This is a genomic window from Georgfuchsia toluolica (genome assembly GCF_907163265.1).
Classification (GTDB): domain Bacteria; phylum Pseudomonadota; class Gammaproteobacteria; order Burkholderiales; family Rhodocyclaceae; genus Georgfuchsia; species Georgfuchsia toluolica.
In genome coordinates, this window is sequence record NZ_CAJQUM010000001.1 from 1,949,645 (window position 1) to 1,968,515 (window position 18,871).

Below are 18,871 nucleotides of genomic sequence, written 5' to 3' on the forward strand. Positions count from 1 at the left end.
GAAATTCGAATGAGTTACTACAAACGTCACGCCTTTTTCTGCATCAACCAGCGCGCTAACGGCGCAATCTGCTGCCAGAATCATGGCGCGGACGAGATGCGCGCGTATGCCAAGGAACGCCTGAAGGAACTGGTACCGAAATCCGCAGGGCGCATGCGCATCAATTCCGCCGGCTGCCTCGACCGTTGCAAACTGGGGCCGGTGCTGGTGGTCTATCCTGAGGGTATCTGGTACACCTATGCCGGCAAGGAAGACATCGACGAGATCATCAACGAGCATCTGCTGCATGGCCGCATCGTCGAACGGCTGAAAATATAAACCTGAAAATCTTGGCGAATTGCTTTTTTAATTTTACAAATGGCACATGAGCGCATATTGATCGAAGGGCCGTCAGGAGACATCGAAGTTTTCGTCGAGCCACACGAAACACCGCAAGGCATGGTGATCGTCGGCCATCCGCATCCCTTGTTCGGCGGCAGCGCCGACAACAAGGTGGTGACGACATTGGCGCGCGCGTTCCGCGAAATGGGCTGTGTCACGCTGCGGCCGAATTTTCGCGGCGTCGGCGCATCCAAGGGCAAACACGACAACGGCATCGCCGAAACCGATGACTTGCACGCGGTTTACGCGTTCGCCCGTTCGCATTTTGGCCGGATTCCGCTTTATCTCGCCGGCTTCTCCTTCGGCGCCTTCGTCGTCACGCGCCTGGCCAAACGTCTTGCCGACGAGGGCGGTCCGGCAAGGCGACTGGTGCTGGTCGGCACCGCCGCCGGTTACATCGAAGGCGCACGCAGCTATGAAACAAGCGCGGTGCCTCAAGATACCATCGTCATTCATGGCGCGAAGGACGAAACCGTGCCCCTGGAGAACGTACTGCAATGGGCCGAGCCGCTCGAACTGCCGGTCATCGTGGTGCCCGGCGCCGACCATTTCTTTCACCGTCGCCTGCACATCATCCGCGCCATCGTGCAGCGCAGCTTTCATCCGCTTTCGGTAGGAGAATGAGCGTGAAAAATACTCTGTTCTCGCGCACTCCGCTGCTGGCCGGCGACAACGCCGAGGCCAAACGCGCCGAGATCCGGCACTATTTCCACGCCACCTGCGACCGCTACGAATCGCTGTTCGAGGTGCTCACTGGCGACGAGGCCTATTACAAGAAACCGATCGCGCTGCGCCACCCGCTGATTTTTTATCTCGGCCATACGGCGACCTTCTTTATCAACAAGTTCATTCTGGCCGGCCTGATCGAACAGCGCATCAATCCCCGCTTCGAATCCATGTTCGCCGTCGGGGTCGACGAGATGAGCTGGGACGACCTCAACGATGCCCACTACGACTGGCCGACGCCGGCCGAAGTGCGGACCTATCGCCGCGAAATGCGCGAAGTCGTGGATCGCGTCATCGCGACAACGCCATTGACATTGCCCGTGGGCTGGCCGCATCCGTTCTGGGTTGTGCTGATGGGCATCGAGCACGAACGCATTCATCTCGAAACCTCATCGGTGCTGATCCGCCAGCACGACCTCAGGTTCGTCAAGCCACATCCAGCCTGGATGCCTTGCCGTCAATCCGGCGTGGCGTCGCAAAATGACCTGGTGACGATCACAGCCGGCTCCGTCAGCGTCGGCAAACCGTTCGACGATTCGGTCTATGGCTGGGACAACGAGTACGGTAACCACAAGGCGGAACTCCCTGCTTTCCAGGCCAGCCGCCATCTCGTTTCGAACCAGGAATTCCTCGCCTTTGTCGAAGCGGGGAGCTATGCCGACGACAGCCTGTGGGAAGAGGAGGGCCTGCACTGGCGGCAGTTCGCGCGAGCACAACATCCCACCTTCTGGATCAGGCGCGATGCAGACTGGCACTTGCGCCTGATGTGTGAAGAAGTGCCGATGCCGTGGGACTGGCCGGTGGAAACCAACTATCACGAGGCCAAGGCTTTCTGTAACTGGAAAGCACGCGCGACTGGACGGCGCGTCAGACTGCCCAGCGAAGACGAGTGGTATCGCCTCTACGATATTTCCGGTTTACACGACCCGGCCAACGAGGCGCCAACCGCCGCCAATCTGCATCTTGACCACTGGGCATCGTCCTGCCCGGTCACGCAATTTCGTCACGGCGATTTGTATGACGTCGTCGGCAACGTCTGGCAATGGACCGAGACACCAACCTATCCCTTCGACCACTTCGCGGTGCATCCGATCTACGACGATTTCACCACACCGACCTTTGACGGTCGCCACAACCTGATCAAGGGTGGCTCGTGGATTTCCTGCGGCAATGAGGCCGTGCGCGCTTCGCGTTATGCTTTCCGCCGTCATTTCTTTCAGCACGCGGGTTTTCGCTATGTCGTGGCCGAACATGCGCCAGCCGCTCCGGCTTTGGGTTACGAGAGCGACCGCATGCTGAGCGAGTACAGCGAGTTCCACTACGGCGAGGAGTATTTCGGCGTAGCGAATTTTCCGCGCGCGCTGGCGCAAATTGCCATCAAGACAATGGGCAATCGCCCGGCGCTGAAGGCACTGGACCTCGGCTGTGCCACCGGCCGCGCCACCTTCGAACTCGCGCGCCACTTCGAGCGCGTCACCGGCATCGATTTTTCGGCGCGCTTTATTGGCACAGGAGTGAAGCTCGCTGAACAGGGCGTGTTGCGCTACACACTTGTCGATGAAGGCGAACTGCTGCTTTACAAGGAGCGCACGCTGGCCGAACTCGGCCTCGACGCTGTGCGTCACAAGGTCGAGTTCTATCAGGGCGACGCCTGCAACCTGAAAGACATCTTTACCGGCTACGACCTGGTGCTGGCCGCCAATCTGATTGACCGCCTCTACAGCCCGGCGAAGTTTCTGCAATCGATGCATGAGCGCATCAACCGCGGTGGCCTGCTGCTTCTGGCTTCACCTTACACCTGGCTTGAAGAGTACACGCCGCGTGCGGACTGGGTCGGTGGCTTCAAGCGCGACGGCGAGAGTTTCACCACGCTCGATGGTTTGAAGCAAATACTTGGTGCGCATTTTCATCTCATCGAAGGTCCGCGCGAAGTGCCTTTCGTGATTCGCGAAACGCGGCGCAAATATCAGCACAGCCTGTCCGAAGTGACGATCTGGGAAAAACAGTAGGAAATGTTATTGGGCGTATCGCTTTTTTGCAGGCTGACGAATTGAATGCTTCTGAATTCTTGCGCTGTGCCAAACTGATTGATCAGGCAGATGGCCTGTTGATCACGGCTGGTGCCGGCATGGGTGTGGATGCAGGGCTCCCGGACTTTCGCGGGACAACCGGGTTTTGACGCGCATATCCGGCACTGGCAAAGTCAGGTATCCATTTTGAGGAAATCGCCTCTCCTGATACGTTTGAGACTGACCCGAAGCTGGCCTGGGGGTTTTATGGCCATCGCTTGAATCTGTATCGCCGGACCGAACCCCATGATGGCTATCGCATTTTGCGCAAATGGGGGGGGCGAATGTCGCAAGGCGCGTTCGTGTTTACGTCCAACGTCGATGGGCTGTTCCAGAAAGCAGGCCTGGTCAATATAGTGGAATGCCACGGCTCGATTCATCGTGTCCAATGCATGGCGTCTTGTTCGCCCGCGATATGGTCCGCCGACGATATCCAGCCTGACGTGGATGAGCAGTGCCGCCTTGTTTCGCCATTGCCGGTCTGCCCTGACTGCGGGGCACTGGTGCGGCCGAATATATTGATGTTTGGCGACTGGAACTGGCAATCGCAAGTTGCCAGGGCGCAGCAGGCGAAGCTGAATCAATGGCTGCAAAAGGCCAAACGGGTACTGGTGATCGAGCTCGGCGCAGGGACGAATATCGCGACGGTTCGGCATTTCAGCCAGGGACTGGGCATGCCGCTGATCCGCATCAACCCGGCCGAATCGGAGTTGGGCAACGCCAAAGGCGTTTCCCTGAAAATGGGCGCGTTGGCCGCGTTGCGGGAAATCGACACGGAACTGAAATAATCGGGACAATCACTGGGCAAGATGTTTATCTCGCGCTACATATGGAGCGAACCCCAGGTCCGCCGTAATGATATGTTCAGATAGCCAGCCATTGATGAGATATTTCACTTCTGCGGCGATTTCGTCGAGCGACATTTTGCGTGCACGCCCAAGCAAGGCGGCAAGCATGTGACGCAAATCAGCGTGCAAGCGGCAATGCGCCTCCAGACCAGGGTAATGCGCGGCAGCCATCAGGGCTTCTTCATCCCGCAGGTGAATGCGAATGTAATCGCTGAGAATTGCCAGCGCCTTCAGCACCCGCACCTCGCTGTCATCGCCGTTGAAACTGGCAACCAAATCGAAAAACTGCCTGTGCTGTTTATCGATCAGCGGGATGCCGAGTTCAAAGCGGCTGGACCATTCGGCATACTGTAGTGGCGGCCAGTGGCCGCTTTGCAATAAAGGATCAAGTTCCTTGCCGGAACTTATGCCTGAAGACCGCGAAGGCTTTGGCAAGATAATTTCGCAATCTTCAGTCATCACGTTTCCCTTCACAAGCAATGAAATCCCTGCCGCTATTGGACAGCAAACGTTTTTCTAATATAGCAGCTACAGATATTTCTTGCATTGGTTTGTAACGGCAGCCGCGGGCGGGGTGGCGGTTGCCAATGTTCCTTGGAGCTTTGTTCAGCAATATCAGCGCGGCACTACATGGATGTTGCCGGTGGCAAGCGCGATCTCGCGCAGGAAGCAGAGCAATCCAACCACCAGCAATAACATGGCGGTGATAAACAGCGCCGCAATGATATTGCCCCCTTCCACTCCAGTGATCGAGCCAACGAACAGCGTGGCAATGACGATGCAGACCAGCAATGCGCAGCCGGTGCAAAACCCGATTGCCCAATGAATCAAGCGCGCACGGCTCGCAAGCCTAGCCATCTCGGTCTGAGCCGTATCCAGAGCGCTTTCATGTGCATCCGACAGTTTGATCTCCAGCGCACGAAAGCGGTCCACTACCCGTCCCAGACGATTGATCAGGACAGACAGAATTGCAGCGACGCCGGTGAGCAGAAACACTGGCGCCACTGCAAGTTGGATAACGTGGGCAACACTGGTGATGCCGGAAAGCGTTTGCAAAATAATTTCCTGCCTCTGTTTGCGACTACGATTATGCGGTAGTTTTATTTATTAATACTTGGGTAATCCGTATATGCCGCCGCAATATCAGTGACAAGGCAATCCAGTGTCATTTGCCCGGTTCAGCCGGCCTGTTTTCCTTTGCGGGTGAAATTGCGGGAATAGCCGCCTGGGTGATTTCAATCTTCGCTTTCGCCTTCATGTCGTCAAAAAGCTTTTTCAAGTTCTGCTGCTGTACTTGCTCTTGCAGCTTCGACTTTATTTGATCAAAGGGCGGAAACGTTTTGGGACGGGAGTCTTCCAGCAGGATGACGTGATAACCGAATTGTGACTTGACTGGTTCTTCAGTAAATTTCCCTTTTGCCAGCTTTGTGACTGCTGCGCCGAACTCGGGCACCATGCCGCGCGGATCGAACCAGCCCAGATCGCCACCATTGACTTTGGAACCGGGGTCCTTGGACTTTTCCTTGGCCAGGGTTTCGAATATCTTGGGGTTCTTGTTCAGTCTGGCGATGATGCCCTTGGCTTCCGCTTCATTCTCCACAAGAATGTGACGTGCCTTGTATTCGTTGCCGGCCATCTGGCCTTTTATTTTTTCATACTCGGCTTTCAGCATATCGTCGCTGACGTGATTGTTTTTAAAGTAGTCCTCAACGAAAGCATTGGCCAAGATGGATTGCTTGGAAAAATCGATCTGCTCCAATACTTCAGGTGTTTTATCCAAACCTTTCTTGATGGCTTCCTGAGAAATGAGTAATTGCACCGACAGACGTTCAATAATTTCTTTGCGCAATTCGGGATTTTCTGGTTGTCCTTGCGCAGCATTCTGCTTGACCAATGAATCTACGCGGCTTTCGCTGATGGCGGTGCCATTCACAGTGGCGGCAACGGCAGGCCTGGAGGGAGCTGCGGTTTTTGGATGATCGGAGGAATTGCATCCGTACAGAGTGATCAGAGATGCTGCGCTGGCAATCAGAATGCCGGTTTTGAATAACATGTTTAGATCCTATAAAAAAGTGTATCAAGATAAGCATAAGGCTACTTGTCGATGCCTATGATGTCGTCGGCCTCAAATTCATCCGGTACGGTGCCGCCAGTAATCATGGCGGCCATGCCGTCGCTCTGCTTCACGAAGTATTCCGCACTGATTGGATCATAAAAACGTTGGCAAAGGGCAATATCGGCAAATTTGAGGCGGTGACGGGTAGGGTGAGAGGTCATATAGTAATGGTCAGGGCTTCGTGCACTTCTTCGCAACTTGGCTGGTACGCCACATTCAGGACGGAGGTTGCAAGTATGGCGCATTCCTCAACGCCAAGGGCGTGTACTGAGTGCCAGCGGGGGAATTCCGCCGCCGGGGGGCATTCGGATTCCCCGACCTCTCTCAATACCGATCACGATTGGTATGCCGATCTGCCCTGCGGCCCCAAAAATGGGGAAAGCCCAACTGCGAGGCTGGGCCAGGTACAAGAAACGTAACACAAAGATTATCCGGCTTCTGCCACAAGGCTCGGATAGTCAATGTACCCCACTTCCGCATCTGCAAGTCCGTAGCCGTAGAAGGTCTTCACATCGAAAGGATTCAAGGGCACATTGAGTTGCAACCGTCTTGGCAGGTCAGGATTGGAAATGAAAAGCTTGCCGAACGAAACCGCATCTGCCTCGCCGGAATCAAGGACTTGCTGCGCAGATTCTCGGTTGAAGCCCTCGTTCGTGATCAGCACGCCTCCAAAACGTTTTTTCAATTGAGGGCCGATCCGGTTTTCGCCAAGAGACTCGCGGGTAAAGATAAATGCGATGCCACGCTTTCCCAGTTCCTCGGCCACATAGCCAAAGGTGGCGAGGGGATCGGAGTCCCCCATGGAATGAGCATCTCCCCTTGGCGCCAGATGCATGCCGACCCGGTTTGCACCCCATACGGAAATAACGGCATCCGTGGCCTCCAGCATCAAGCGTGCACGGTTCTCGATCGAACCGCCATAGTGATCGTCTCGTTTGTTGGTGCTGTCCTGCAGGAACTGATCCAGCAGGTAGCCGTTGGCGCCGTGTAGTTCGACACCATCGAAGCCAGCCTGCTTCGCGTTCTCGGCGCCCTTGCGATAGGCCTCGACAATTGCCGGAATCTCATGGGTTTCAAGCGCACGCGGCACGACATATTCCCGCAGCGGGCGTAACAGACTGACGTGGCCAAGAGGGGCAATGGCACTTGGGGCAACAGGCAAATGACCACCCAGGAAGTCTGGGTCAGAAATGCGGCCTACGTGCCACAGCTGCATAAAAATCCTGCCGCCGCAAGCATGGACGGCCTGAGTAACGAGTTTCCAGCCGTTGATTTGTTCGACAGACCAGATTCCCGGCGTATCGGGATAGCCCACGCCCATCGGATCGACAGATGTGGCCTCACTTAAGATTAGTCCAGCGCTGGCGCGCTGTGCATAATATTCGGCATTGAGGATATTGGGTACACGCCCGGCATTGGCGCGACAACGCGTGAGAGGGGCCATGATGACGCGATTGGGTAACAGCAGGTCGCCAACTCGAAGGGGATCAAATAGTGTGGTCATGGATTTCGCTTTAACGTAATTAGAACAAGAGGGATGGATATTCAACGATGAAGAGTCTACCTAAAGCTGGATGTATCGACTTAGTTACCGTACCCACTTATTGGCCAAATAGACAATAGCGACACATGCCAAGCCGCTGCTCACTATCATGCAGCACTCTCATTCCCAGCATTCGTCTTGCCGGAAAATGCGTTGCTAATGTGACAAAAACCCAATAGGTGCCCGCCAATGTAGTGCTAATGACCGCGACAGAAACAACGATTGCGATGGCGGTACGGTTCATGGTTCATGCATGCCAACGGTCTGGATGTTGATGTAAGCCGCGTTGTTGCTTATGCGCTCTTCACTCTTTCTGCTGCAAGTAATCCATCGGCAGCAAACAATTCAGCCAAGAGACCCAGAAATGAGAAGCGACCCTCCGGGTGGAGAGTCGCTTGAATACTGGTGGGTTGTGAAAGATTCTAACTGTCGATCTACGGATTATTTCCCTTGAGCCAACATGTATTCGACGGCGGCCTTGATTTCCTCGTCGGACAGTTTCGTGCCCGCCCGCGGCTTCATGATGCCTTTGCCCTTGATGACCGACGCCGTCAAGGAGTCAGAGTCGCCTTTGAGCGCATCCTTGACGCCAAGCTTCGCTGCCTTCGCCATACCCGTATTATGACAAAGGCCGCACGACTTGTCATAAATCGCCTTGCCGTCCGCGGCGGACGCCACTTGCCCGGCGCCAAGCAATAGCACAGCAAGAGTAGTACTCACAATAACTGCATGTTTCATTTCATGTCTCCTTTGCGTGTAGTGTGGATAGCCATGTGTTCAATAACGCGGTGACGCTCCTGGGGCTGACTGCATTGATGTAACGATTTGTAGCTGGAGCTTGGCTACAGAAAAAATTACTACTCATCATTAGAAAATAACCACAGAATTTTTCCCAATATCGACCACCGGACTTTTGCAATTGCGATCACCTGAAGTGGTCCCAAAGTGCAAAAAAGCCAACCGCGATGGTTGGGCTAAATACAAGAAACGTAAAAGTAATTCTATTTCCACTTCATTAATGAAATAATAGTGGTGTCTCGATCATGGGGATACGGCAATGGCAAGGAGAGCGAGTGGAGGGGAATGGCTGGAAGAAGCCAAGGCGTGCCTGGCCAAGGCCAGGACGGTAGAAGAGTTGAGACAGGCGCAGGCGGTGGTTCTACCGCTTGAGTACGGCTTGTCATTGGAGCAGACAGCCCGTGCCATCGGAGTGTCGGCCGGATGGGCCTGCCAGTTGCGAACGCGCTTTGTACGCGGGGAAGGGGTACCGGGTTATGGTGCAAGCCGACGGGGCGGACGGCGGCGGGAGAACATGACGCGCGAGGAGGAGGCCGCCTTTTTGCTACCGTTCTTCGAGAAAGCGAGAGTTGGCGACATTCTGGTGGTGAGCGAAATCAAACAGGCATTGGACGCTCGCCTGGGACGGACCGTGGCCTTGGCCTCCGCCTACAATCTCCTGCATCGTCATGGCTGGCGCAAGCTTGCGCCCGACAAGCGACACCCCAAGGCTGATGTCACAGCCCAGGAGGATTGGAGAAAAAACTCCCCGGCATCCTCGGGGAAATCAACCGGCAGTGGCAAGGCGAAGGTCCGCTCCGGCTAATGTTTCAAGGCGAAGCGCGCTTTGGACGGGTCTCCGATACCCGGCGTTGCTGGTGCCCGAAGTCGGTTCGCCCGCTCTGCCAAGACATGGTTACGCAGAAGTACACCTACGCTTATGGTGCGGGTTCGATCGCCGATGGCCAGTTCGACACACTGATTCTGCCCCACGTCAATGGTCACAAATGTGCGCCTAGAACTTCAAATTCGATATTGCTTTTTCCTGAGACGCTTGGTGTACTTGGCGCCTTGGTGGTGAGAAATATTGTGATGTTATCCATTAATATCGCTTTGCCCGGCTACTAGGCAGTGCCACCCACCGTGAGTCCGTCGATGCGCAATGTCGGCTGGCCGACGCCGACCGGTACGCTCTGGCCCTCCTTGCCGCAGGTGCCGACGCCGGGATCGAGCGCCATGTCGTTGCCGATCATCGAGACCCGCGTCAACACATCGGGACCGTTGCCGATCAGCGTTGCGCCCTTGACCGGATAAGTGATTTTCCCGTTTTCGATCATGTAGGCCTCGGCGGTGGAGAAAACAAACTTGCCGCTGGTGATGTCGACCTGGCCGCCGCCGAAGTTGGCGGCATACAGGCCGTGCCTGACCGAGGCGATGATTTCCTCGGACGACTTGTCGCCATTCAGCATATATGTATTCGTCATGCGCGGCAGCGGCAGGTGGGCAAACGATTCACGCCGTCCGTTGCCGGTGGGCGCCACGCCCATCAGGCGCGCGTTGAGCGAGTCCTGCATGTAGCACTGCAGGACGCCATCCTCGATCAGCACCGTGCATCGGGTCGGGTTGCCTTCGTCATCGATGGTGAGCGAGCCGCGCCGCTGGTTCAGCGTGCCATCGTCCACCACCGTGACGCCGGGCGCTGCGACGCGTTCGCCAATGCGCCCGGCAAACGCCGAACTACCCTTGCGGTTGAAGTCGCCTTCCAGGCCGTGGCCGATTGCTTCGTGCAACAGGATGCCGGGCCAGCCGGAGCCGAGCACCACGGTCATGTTGCCGGCTGGTGCAGGGCGGGCAGCCAGGTTGACACTGGCTTGGTGCACGGCCTTCTGCGCATAATCGCGCAACACGTCGTCGCTGAAATAACGATAATCGAAACGCCCGCCGCCACCCGAAGAACCCTGCTCGCGGCGACCGTCCTGCTCCATGATGACCGTGACCGAAACGCGCACCAGGGGGCGCACATCGGCAGCAAGGCGGCCATCGGAACGGGCTGCCAGAACGGCTTCCCAACTGCCCGCGACATGCGCCATGACTTCCCTGACGCGACTGTCGGCGGCGCGCACGAATTGCTCCAGACGCTCCAGCAGTTTGACCTTTTCGATGTCCTCAAGCGAAGCAATCGGATCGGCTGTCGCATAAAGCGCCGGTATGCCGGCGCCGCGCAGCAGCGACAGGCGCTGTTCGCCACCGGCGGCGGAAATGGCGCGCGTGGCTTGCGCGGCGGAGGTCAATGCCGGCAGGCTGATGTCATCCGAATAGGCAAAGGCGGTTTTCTCGCCCGCAATCGCGCGCACGCCGACCCCCTGCTCGATGTTGAAGCTGCCCGACTTGACGATGCCCTCTTCGAGGCTCCAGGCTTCGGTGCGCGCATATTGAAAATAGAGGTCGGCATAATCGAGCCGGTGGCCGAACAATTCGCCGAATACCAACTCAAGTTTGCCTGGCGTCAGTTCGTAGGGCGCCAGCAGGTACTGTTCGGCGGTGGAATAAAGATCGTTCATAAGTTCACCAAAAAACATTTACCACAGAGGACAAGGAGGACGCAGAGGAAGGCAGAAACAGCGCATAGATGGGGGCGCTTTGGCCAAGTATCAAGGATTTTGACTTCCTCTGTGTACTCTGTGTCCTCTGTGGTGAAAAATCATTTGAAAAATCGGTGCTGCAAAGCAGGCAGCATGGTACGTACTTCGACCAGCCGCGCCGGATCGAGTTCCGCGATGACGACACCAGCACCCTTGTCCATCCGCGTCAGCACCTCGCCCCACGGATCGACAATCATGCTGTTGCCATGTGTAAGGCGCCCGTTCGGGTGGCGTCCCCCCTGCGCCGGCGCGAGCACATAGCACTGGTTCTCGATGGCCCGCGCGCGCAAGAGCAACTCCCAGTGCGCCTGGCCGGTGGTATCGGTGAAGGCGGAAGGCAATACCAGCAAGTCGATCTGGCCGAGGCGGCGAAACAGCTCGGGGAAACGCAGGTCGTAGCAGATGCCGAGACCGACCCGGCCAAATGGCGTATCGAAGGCGATGGGGGTGCTGCCAGCCTCAATCGTCGCCGCCTCATCGTATTGCTCTTCGCCCTTCTGGAAGCCGAACAGATGGATCTTGTCGTAACGCGCCACAACGATGCCCTGCGGATTGAATACGAGGCAACTGTTGCGCAGCTTGTTTTCGTCGTCCGCGGCCAGGGGCAGCGAACCGCCGATCAGCCAGAGACCATGCTTGCGCGCGCAATCACGCAGAAAATTCTGGATCGGGCCGCTGCCAAACTGTTCGCGCGCCGCCAGCCGGTCGACATCGCCCGCGCCGATGATCGGGAAATATTCGGGGAGCGCCACCAGTTGGGCGCCCTGCTCTGCCGCCTGGGCGATGAGCGCCCCTGCGGTTTCCAGATTCGGCGCCACGTCCGGTCCTGAAATCATCTGCACGGCGGCGATTTTCATTTGCCCGTGTCCTTGTTCACCGCCGCGCCCGGCTGCGCGCCGATCTTGTCGACATTGGGCTCGGACCAGCTGCCCGTCACCGTGAAGTCGTAAGCAAAAGCCTTGTCGAACGGATTGCCGAACAGCTTGTTGAACACCCACGCCGTCGCGCCAGCGGCGGGGTGCACCAACAGCACGCCGACCGCCGCCGATTCACTGACGGTAGGCTGCACCCGCACCTTGAGGTCCTGCGTCTCTTTGATGAGATCGGCGCTGCCCGCCATTTGCACCTTGGCGGCGGGACCGCGAATTTCCATGTCCTGCGTACTGAGCACACCGTTGCTCACCTTCACCTGGCCTTTTACCGTATCGAAAGCGAAGCCCTCGCTGAAAACGTCGTGAAAATCCAGCGTGATGCGGCGCGGGATCGACTGCAGGCTCAAAATACCGAGCAGGCGGCCGACGCCCGGTTCGAGTTTATTGAACTGGCCGTCATGGGCGTCGAGACTGAGCTGTCCGTTCAGCGAGGCAAAATCGATATCGTGCGGGGCGCCCCTCCAGGTCAGATGGCCATTGAGATCGGCATTGCCGCGCTTCACCATGTTGGGGTAGCCGATGCGGTTCATGAGACGTTCGATGCTGCGCGCATGCAGCTTGAAATCGGCCTGGGTCTCCGAGGCGACGGCCGCCGGCGCGGCGGTTAAACGCCAGCGCCCCTGTCCCTCCAGCGCACCGTCGTCATTGCGCAACGTGAAGTTGGCATTCCAATCGCCGCCCTTGTTTTCGGCGGCAAGGTGCAGCTCGCCATAATCGTGGCCATTCAGTGCCAGATGGTCGAGCGTCAGATCGAGATTGGGCAGTGCCTTGAGCGCATCATCCGCCACCGCATTCGCCGTCGCCGCCTCCGGCCAGGCAAAGCGCGTAATGCGGCCGGAAAGCCTGGCATTGTCGCCATCTACCCATTCCAGTTTCGCGGCCAGCTCACGGCTGTTGATATCCGCCGCCCACGAGTTGCCCGGCCGGGTCGCGCTGATCCTGACGTCGTGAAAAACCCGTCCCAGCGCCTGCAATTCGGTGCTGCGCAGGTCGATGCGATTCGGCTTGAGTTCATCGTCATTGGCCGGTGTGGCGCGCGCCGCTTTGGCCGGCACGGGTTTGTCGCCGCCATCGCTAAACAAGAGACGCCACAGATCGGCATTGATGCGTGGCTGAAAGATCGCCACCGCCAGGCCGCGTTCCGGCATCCGCGCCGCCACATCGCCGATACTGACCAAACCACGCTCAAAGACGCTTTGCGCCTCCTGACGATAAATAAGCTGGGCGCGCAAACCGCTGCCCAGCGACAGTTCGACGCTGTTGCGAATGGTGCCGTCACGCGGCCGTTTGCCAAGCAGGCGCGGATCGGCCAGCTTGCGCTCGAACAGCAGCGGCATCGCTTCCGTCGCCGATTTGTTGAAGGGTTCCGGCAGGCTCGAACTCATGCCGATCAAATCACTGGCAATGCGCACTTCCGCCGATTTCTTGCGTGCCTTGACGGTGCCGCTCCAGCGCGTGCTGCCGGCCAGGCTTTTCAGCGCCGCGTGGGAAAACTGCTTGCGCAATTGCGCCGCGCTTGCTTCGCCGCCGACCTCGGCCAGCACGCTGCCGTCGTCTTGCGTCTTCAGGTTCAGCTTGAGCGGCAGTCCGTACATGGTCGCCGTCACCCCTTTCGCGCCCAGCCTTTCGGCGCTGAACTCGATCTGGCCGCGCACGTCTTCGAGCGGCGATAGGTCAGGATCGAGTTGCAAGCGGTTGGCATCGAAGCGGTAGCTGCCATTCACCTTCGACTTCTGCATATTGCGCAAAGGCAGCACCAGCTTCAAGTCGAGCCCGCCGCCGCCGACCGCCGTCATGTCTTCAGTGAAATGATCGATCCGCGCGCCAACCGGACTTGCCTCGATGAATTTGAGGAAGCTTGCCGTCGCGCCGGCGGCCCTGCCTTCGACGAGGAGTTGCTCGTCCGTGCTCGACAGATCGGGAATCGTCGCCTTGACGGGAGCGGCATGCACGCCAAGAATGCGGGCGTCATTGGCGGCAATGGTCATGGCCGGACCGTCGAAGTCGAGGGTGCCGGCAATGCCGTCGATCCGCGGCCAGCCTTCCGCGTAGCGCAGCACGGCATCATGGAAAACCCCATGAACGCGGAAAATGCCGCTGTGATCGGCGAAGGGGAACTTGTCCAGATTGCCCTTGAGCTTCAACGTGGCTTCAGTCACCTTGCCCTGAGTAAGTCCGGCCTGCAGATAAGGGCCGACATCGGGTCCGGCCTGCAACGGCATATAGCGCCATATCGCAGCGCCATCGGCGCGGGTGATCCGCGCGTCGAGATCGATGCGGCCCATGCCTTTGTCGTGTATCTCGTAAGTGCCGCTGGCCACGCCCTCGGTATCCGCGTTGCGGAACCGCACCTGGCCCAATTTCAATTCGATATGCTTGTCGTTCCGATTCCAGCGCACCTGCGCATCCAGCATATCGAGCGGCAGGGGTTGATGAAAAACGGCGGGCAGCGATAGCGACGCCTGATGCCCGGTCAGCAACAGCATACCGGCAGTCTCATTGCCATCGATGGTGCCGCTGATGCCGCTGACGCCAGGCTGATTGCCGACCGAGGCAATGGCCAGCTTGTTAAATGCGCCATTGATGCTGTAGCGCGCCGGGGGCCACTGCTGGCCCCGCCAGCGCAGGCGGAATTGATCGAGCGATCCGCGCGGCGCATAGCCGGCGAGCTGGCGCCGAAAATCTTCCGGCAGGGGCAGATGCGCCGCCAGTGACGAGAGCGCCTGAAAGTCAATTTTGTTGACCGTGAAATTGCCTCCCAACTCGTCGCGTTCGACTTGAAGGTCCGTGGGGGCCACGACAATCCCGTCATTCGTTGCCAATTCCAGCTGGCGCGTGGAAAACCCGACAGCCTGGCCCTGTTTGCGGGCCGCTATGCGCCCGTTGAGATGATGCAGCGACAACAGCGCCAATTCCGGCGCAAGACGGATCTGCACGTCAGCCAGCGACAGGTCCGCAGTCACGGCGGTCGGCCGCAAATTGGCAAAATCAAGCCATACACGCATGGTGCCGCGACCGCGCGTCAGCTCCACCGGATAGTCGACCCAGGCGTGCCAGCCGGCGAGATCGGCGTAATCGACCTGGCTGTAAATCTCGCCTTCCCAATGCTTAATATCGGCAAGGCTGTCGCCCCTGAATATCCCGCGCACATCGAGCCTGGAGGCCAGGCCTGCCGGTGGTGACGCCGTCATACCGAAGCGATGCCGCCCCAACACCATCTTTTCGACGCGCAGATTGAGCTGATCGAGCGTAAGCGGCGGCGCCTGGCGCATTTCGTCGCTCCAGGTCACGCTGGCGTCACGGATCACCACCGAATGCTGATCGAGCACCCAGGCGGAAATGTCCGGCCCCGACCTGTCCAGCTTCACCGGCAGGCCGGCAATAAACAGATGTCCCCCGGCATCGCGCCGTACCGCGAGTACCGGCGCATTCACTTCGAGCCGGTAAAAGTGTGGCGACAGCTTGAGCAGTGAAATCCAGCTAACGACGCCGACGACATTGTCGAAGCTCAGCGCCGGCCGGCCGGCCTCGTCCTTGATCGCCAGGTCGTGCAGTTGCAGCCGTGGCCGAATGCCCTGCATGCGGCCTTCAATATGACCAATGGTGACCGGCAGGTGAATGGCCTGCGACAGCTCGTGTCCGATCTCCGCGCGATAGTTGTCGACCTGGGGCAACAGCACAAAACGCAACAGCAGCAAGAGAACGCTGAAGACGAGCAGCAGGGCGCCCAGCGGCCAGACGAGAATACGCAAAAAACGGATCACTGCGCGGGTTCTGACGAGATAGCTGAGCATCTTGTGATATCGAGCGTAGCGAACCGACTAATAGCCCCGCCTTTGGGGGTTGAGGCGGGGTTTCGCAAAGCACCGCTTTGCGCCGCCGAGACGGGCGAGCCATGCAGGGCGAGCCCTGGAGCAGGATGGGGGTGGGAAGCGTTCAATTTGCTTTTGCGCATTTTCAATCTTCAGGGATGGCGCTGGCGACCATGCGCGTCAGGCGCGGGGTAAAGACCATGATGAAGAATGGGATGCTCCCACCAGCGGCTAGAATGTGTGCAGCTATAAATTCTACTCTACCGCTTAATATGGCCGCGCTCGTCGAACCAATTTCCCTCACGCGCTATTCGCGCCATTTGCAGCGCCTGTTTCAGGCCCGACCCGCGCTGTTGCCTGAACTCGAAGCCATCTGGCGCACGGCGCCGGATGAGGAGGCGTTGCGGCAATGGCTCGCCGCCCGGCAGCCGGGCGCGGATAATCTCAAATCCGTGCTGCGCCAGTTCAAACAGTGGGCAGCAAGCTGGATCGCGCTACGCGACCTGGCCGGGCTGGCGGATCTTGCCGAAGTCACGCGCGGCATGAGCCTGATTGCCGAGTTGTCGGTACGGACCGCGCTGGCGGTGCTGCAGATGCCGCTTGTTATCCGCTACGGCGTGCCACATGATGACAAAGGCGTTGCTCAGGAACTGATTGTGATCGGCATGGGCAAGCTCGGCGGCGGCGAACTGAACGTGTCGTCCGACATCGACCTGATCTTTGTCTATCCCGACGATGGCGAAACCGCGGGGGGAAGTTCCGCCGCGATCTCCAATTTCGACTTCTTCACCCGGCTCGGGCGGCAACTCATCAACGCCATCGCCGACATCACCGAGGACGGTCAGGTATTCCGCGTCGACATGCGGCTGCGGCCCGACGGCGATTCCGGCCCGCTGGTATGCAGCTTCGAGATGCTGGAAAACTATTTCATCACTCAGGGCCGCGAGTGGGAACGTTATGCCTGGATCAAGGCCAGGCCGCTGACCGGAAGTCAGTGCGAATATCTCCAATCCATCCGTCGCCCCTTCGTCTTCCGCAAATACCTCGATTTCGGCACCATCAATGCGCTACGCGAACTGCATGCGCAGATCCGCCGCGAGGTGGCGAAGAAGGACATGGCCAACCACATCAAGCTCGGCCCCGGCGGCATCCGCGAGATCGAGTTCATCGCGCAGATGTTTCAGCTCATCCGCGGCGGCCGCGATGCCGGTTTGCAGGTCAAGCCGACGCTGGCCGTGCTCGCCTGCCTGGCGCAGCGCAAGCTGATCGAAGCGGCAGTAAAAGCGGAACTGGCCGCCGCCTATGATTTTCTGCGCCGCCTCGAACATCGCCTGCAGTATCTCGACGATGCGCAGACCCACGCGTTGCCGAGCAATGAGCAGGATCGGCAACTGCTCGCCGAGGCCATGGGCTTTGCCGACTGGCCGGCGCTGATGGCGCAACTCGACCTGCATCGCGGCAATGTCACGCGTCATTTCGAAGCCCTGCTCTCCGACCCGAATCGCAACGGGCATACCCTCGCCACGCTGTGGCATGAAGCGGAAGACCGGGAACGCACGGGAAACGAACTGGCGCGCCTCGGCTTCAGGGATGCCGATACCGTGGCACAGCGCCTTGCCGCCATGCGCGGTAGCACGCGCTACCAGCAGATGCCGGCCTCGGTACGCGAACGCATCGACGCGCTGATGCCGCGCGTGGTCGAGGTTTCGCTCGAGACGCAGAATCCGGGCCGCACGCTGACACGCATTCTCGATCTGTTCGAAGCCATATCGCGCCGCGCCGCCTATCTGTCGCTGTTGCAGGAATATCCGCAAACGCTGCAAAAGGTGGCGCAACTGGTCGGCAGTTCCGGCCACGCGGCGCGCTTTCTGCAAAGTCACCCGATCCTGCTCGACGAACTGCTCGATCCGCGCCTGTTCGAAACCGTACCCGACTGGGCCGCATTCCGCATCCAGCTTGCCGCACAACTGGAAGTCGCCGCGGCCGATACCGAGCAGCAGATGGACATCCTGCGCGAGACCTTTCACGCCCAGGTATTCCGCCTCCTGGCGCAGGACGTCTCGGGCCTGCTGACGGTCGAGAAACTGGCCGACCATCTGTCGGAGCTTGCCGACATCATGATCGACGCGGCGTTGCGCTGCGCCTGGGCATCGATGCTGACGCGCCACCGCGAGGAGCCGAAGTTCGCCGTCATCAGCTACGGCAAGCTCGGCGGCAAGGAACTCGGCTACGGCTCCGACCTCGACCTGGTTTTCCTCTATGACGACGCGCACGAGAAGGCCGGCGAAATCTATTCGCGGCTGTCGATCCGGCTCAATACCTGGCTCTCGGTGCAGACCAGCGCCGGGCAGTTGTTCGAGACCGACCTGCGCCTGCGCCCCAACGGCGAGGCCGGGCTGGTGGTAAGTTCCATTGCCGCGTTCCGCCAATACCAGCTCGAATCGGCCTGGGTCTGGGAACACCAGGCCCTGACGCGCGCGCGCTTTTCCGCGGGCGATGCGGAGGCCGGCCGCGCCTTCGAGCAAATCCGCATCGAAGTACTGTGCCAGCCGCGCGATCTGCTCAAGCTGCGCGAGGAAATCATCGCCATGCGGCAGAAAATGAAAGATGCGCATGGCACCAAAGCGGATGAAGCACAGGAAAAATTCAACCTCAAGCATGACAGCGGCGGGCTGATCGATGTCGAGTTCGCCGTGCAATACCTGGTGCTCGGTTATTCGCATCGTCACCGCGAACTCACCGGCAACCTCGGCAACATCGCACTGCTCCGGATTGCCGCCGGGCTGGAACTGATTCCCGCCGAGCTGGCCGAGAAAGTGCGCGATGCCTACCGCCACTATCGCCGCATCCAGCATGCGCTACGCCTCGATGACGGCGGGCGCACCGTCGCACCGGAATCGGTGCAGGAACAGATTGCCGCGGTAAGCGAACTGTGGCGGATCGTTTTCGAAAAATCCTAAATCTTCACCACCAAGGCACCAAGGACACCAGGCATCACCAAGGAAAAGCATTTTGAATTTTATTT

Annotated in this window: 14 protein-coding genes; 6 read left to right on the forward strand and 8 right to left on the reverse strand. The window is 58.7% G+C overall.

Features of this window, described 5'->3' with window-relative positions; genetic code table 11:
- Nucleotides 1-9 precede the first annotated feature (9 nt).
- The 4 genes from K5E80_RS09190 to K5E80_RS09205 all read left to right on the forward strand — a co-directional run bounded on the left by K5E80_RS09190 (nt 10) and on the right by K5E80_RS09205 (nt 3,964).
- A complete protein-coding gene (locus K5E80_RS09190) occupies nt 10-318 on the forward strand; it encodes a (2Fe-2S) ferredoxin domain-containing protein (RefSeq protein WP_220635866.1) in 309 nt (102 codons plus the stop codon).
- Between the two features lie 39 nt (nt 319-357).
- Nucleotides 358-1,005 (forward strand): alpha/beta hydrolase, encoded by a 648-nt coding sequence (locus K5E80_RS09195; protein ID WP_220635867.1) that lies wholly within the window; start codon nt 358-360, stop codon nt 1,003-1,005.
- Nucleotides 1,002-3,116, forward strand: a complete 2,115-nt coding sequence (ovoA, locus tag K5E80_RS09200) for a 5-histidylcysteine sulfoxide synthase (RefSeq protein WP_220635868.1) — start codon at nt 1,002-1,004, stop codon at nt 3,114-3,116. Before K5E80_RS09195 ends, ovoA begins: the two co-directional genes overlap by 4 nt.
- Before the next feature lie 215 nt (nt 3,117-3,331).
- Nucleotides 3,332-3,964 (forward strand): SIR2 family NAD-dependent protein deacylase, encoded by a 633-nt coding sequence (locus K5E80_RS09205; protein ID WP_281420341.1) that lies wholly within the window; start codon nt 3,332-3,334, stop codon nt 3,962-3,964.
- 9 nt (nt 3,965-3,973) lie between these two features.
- Here K5E80_RS09205 and K5E80_RS09210 read toward each other — a convergent pair whose 3' ends face one another.
- The 5 genes from K5E80_RS09210 to K5E80_RS09230 form a co-directional block, all read right to left on the reverse strand.
- Entirely contained in the window at nt 3,974-4,483 is a 510-nt protein-coding gene (locus tag K5E80_RS09210; protein ID WP_220635869.1) for a bacteriohemerythrin, read from the reverse strand.
- A 156-nt stretch (nt 4,484-4,639) separates the two neighbouring features.
- Nucleotides 4,640-5,080: a DUF2721 domain-containing protein gene (locus K5E80_RS09215; protein ID WP_220635870.1), complete on the reverse strand. Its 441-nt coding sequence runs from the start codon at nt 5,078-5,080 to the stop codon at nt 4,640-4,642.
- 109 nt (nt 5,081-5,189) lie between these two features.
- Nucleotides 5,190-6,077, reverse strand: a complete 888-nt coding sequence (locus K5E80_RS09220; protein ID WP_220635871.1) for a peptidylprolyl isomerase — start codon at nt 6,075-6,077, stop codon at nt 5,190-5,192.
- 490 nt (nt 6,078-6,567) lie between these two features.
- Nucleotides 6,568-7,644 (reverse strand): alkene reductase, encoded by a 1,077-nt coding sequence (locus tag K5E80_RS09225; RefSeq protein WP_220635872.1) that lies wholly within the window; start codon nt 7,642-7,644, stop codon nt 6,568-6,570.
- Between the two features lie 480 nt (nt 7,645-8,124).
- Nucleotides 8,125-8,421, reverse strand: coding sequence for a c-type cytochrome (locus tag K5E80_RS09230; protein ID WP_220635873.1), 297 nt, complete (start codon nt 8,419-8,421; stop codon nt 8,125-8,127).
- 319 nt (nt 8,422-8,740) lie between these two features.
- Between K5E80_RS09230 and K5E80_RS09235 the strand changes: the two genes are divergently transcribed.
- Entirely contained in the window at nt 8,741-9,286 is a 546-nt protein-coding gene (locus tag K5E80_RS09235) for a winged helix-turn-helix domain-containing protein (RefSeq protein ID WP_220635874.1), read from the forward strand.
- Between the two features lie 298 nt (nt 9,287-9,584).
- Here K5E80_RS09235 and tldD read toward each other — a convergent pair whose 3' ends face one another.
- From tldD to K5E80_RS09250, 3 genes are all read right to left on the reverse strand, one after another.
- On the reverse strand, nt 9,585-11,021 hold the full coding sequence (tldD, locus tag K5E80_RS09240) for a metalloprotease TldD (protein ID WP_220635875.1): 1,437 nt from the start codon (nt 11,019-11,021) through the stop codon (nt 9,585-9,587).
- A 140-nt stretch (nt 11,022-11,161) separates the two neighbouring features.
- Nucleotides 11,162-11,959: a carbon-nitrogen hydrolase family protein gene (locus tag K5E80_RS09245; protein ID WP_220635876.1), complete on the reverse strand. Its 798-nt coding sequence runs from the start codon at nt 11,957-11,959 to the stop codon at nt 11,162-11,164.
- On the reverse strand, nt 11,956-15,828 hold the full coding sequence (locus K5E80_RS09250; protein WP_220635877.1) for a YhdP family protein: 3,873 nt from the start codon (nt 15,826-15,828) through the stop codon (nt 11,956-11,958). The genes K5E80_RS09245 and K5E80_RS09250 overlap by 4 nt, the downstream gene beginning before the upstream one ends.
- Nucleotides 15,829-16,118: 290 nt before the next feature.
- Between K5E80_RS09250 and glnE the strand changes: the two genes are divergently transcribed.
- Nucleotides 16,119-18,806 carry a bifunctional [glutamate--ammonia ligase]-adenylyl-L-tyrosine phosphorylase/[glutamate--ammonia-ligase] adenylyltransferase gene (gene glnE, locus K5E80_RS09255; RefSeq protein WP_220635878.1) on the forward strand — a complete coding sequence of 896 codons (2,688 nt, stop codon included), beginning with the start codon at nt 16,119-16,121 and terminating at the stop codon, nt 18,804-18,806.
- Nucleotides 18,807-18,871: the final 65 nt, after the last annotated feature.

Coding starts and splice junctions, on each gene's coding strand:
- K5E80_RS09210 (WP_220635869.1), bottom strand. CDS start 4,483: ATGACTGAAGATTGCGAAATTATCTTGCCAAAGCCTTCGCGGTCTTCA.
- K5E80_RS09235 (WP_220635874.1), top strand. CDS start 8,741: ATGGCAAGGAGAGCGAGTGGAGGGGAATGGCTGGAAGAAGCCAAGGCG.
- glnE (WP_220635878.1), top strand. CDS start 16,119: ATGGCCGCGCTCGTCGAACCAATTTCCCTCACGCGCTATTCGCGCCAT.
- K5E80_RS09230 (WP_220635873.1), bottom strand. CDS start 8,421: ATGAAACATGCAGTTATTGTGAGTACTACTCTTGCTGTGCTATTGCTT.
- K5E80_RS09225 (WP_220635872.1), bottom strand. CDS start 7,644: ATGACCACACTATTTGATCCCCTTCGAGTTGGCGACCTGCTGTTACCC.
- K5E80_RS09250 (WP_220635877.1), bottom strand. CDS start 15,828: ATGCTCAGCTATCTCGTCAGAACCCGCGCAGTGATCCGTTTTTTGCGT.
- K5E80_RS09220 (WP_220635871.1), bottom strand. CDS start 6,077: ATGTTATTCAAAACCGGCATTCTGATTGCCAGCGCAGCATCTCTGATC.
- K5E80_RS09190 (WP_220635866.1), top strand. CDS start 10: ATGAGTTACTACAAACGTCACGCCTTTTTCTGCATCAACCAGCGCGCT.
- K5E80_RS09195 (WP_220635867.1), top strand. CDS start 358: ATGGCACATGAGCGCATATTGATCGAAGGGCCGTCAGGAGACATCGAA.
- tldD (WP_220635875.1), bottom strand. CDS start 11,021: ATGAACGATCTTTATTCCACCGCCGAACAGTACCTGCTGGCGCCCTAC.
- K5E80_RS09245 (WP_220635876.1), bottom strand. CDS start 11,959: ATGAAAATCGCCGCCGTGCAGATGATTTCAGGACCGGACGTGGCGCCG.
- ovoA (WP_220635868.1), top strand. CDS start 1,002: ATGAGCGTGAAAAATACTCTGTTCTCGCGCACTCCGCTGCTGGCCGGC.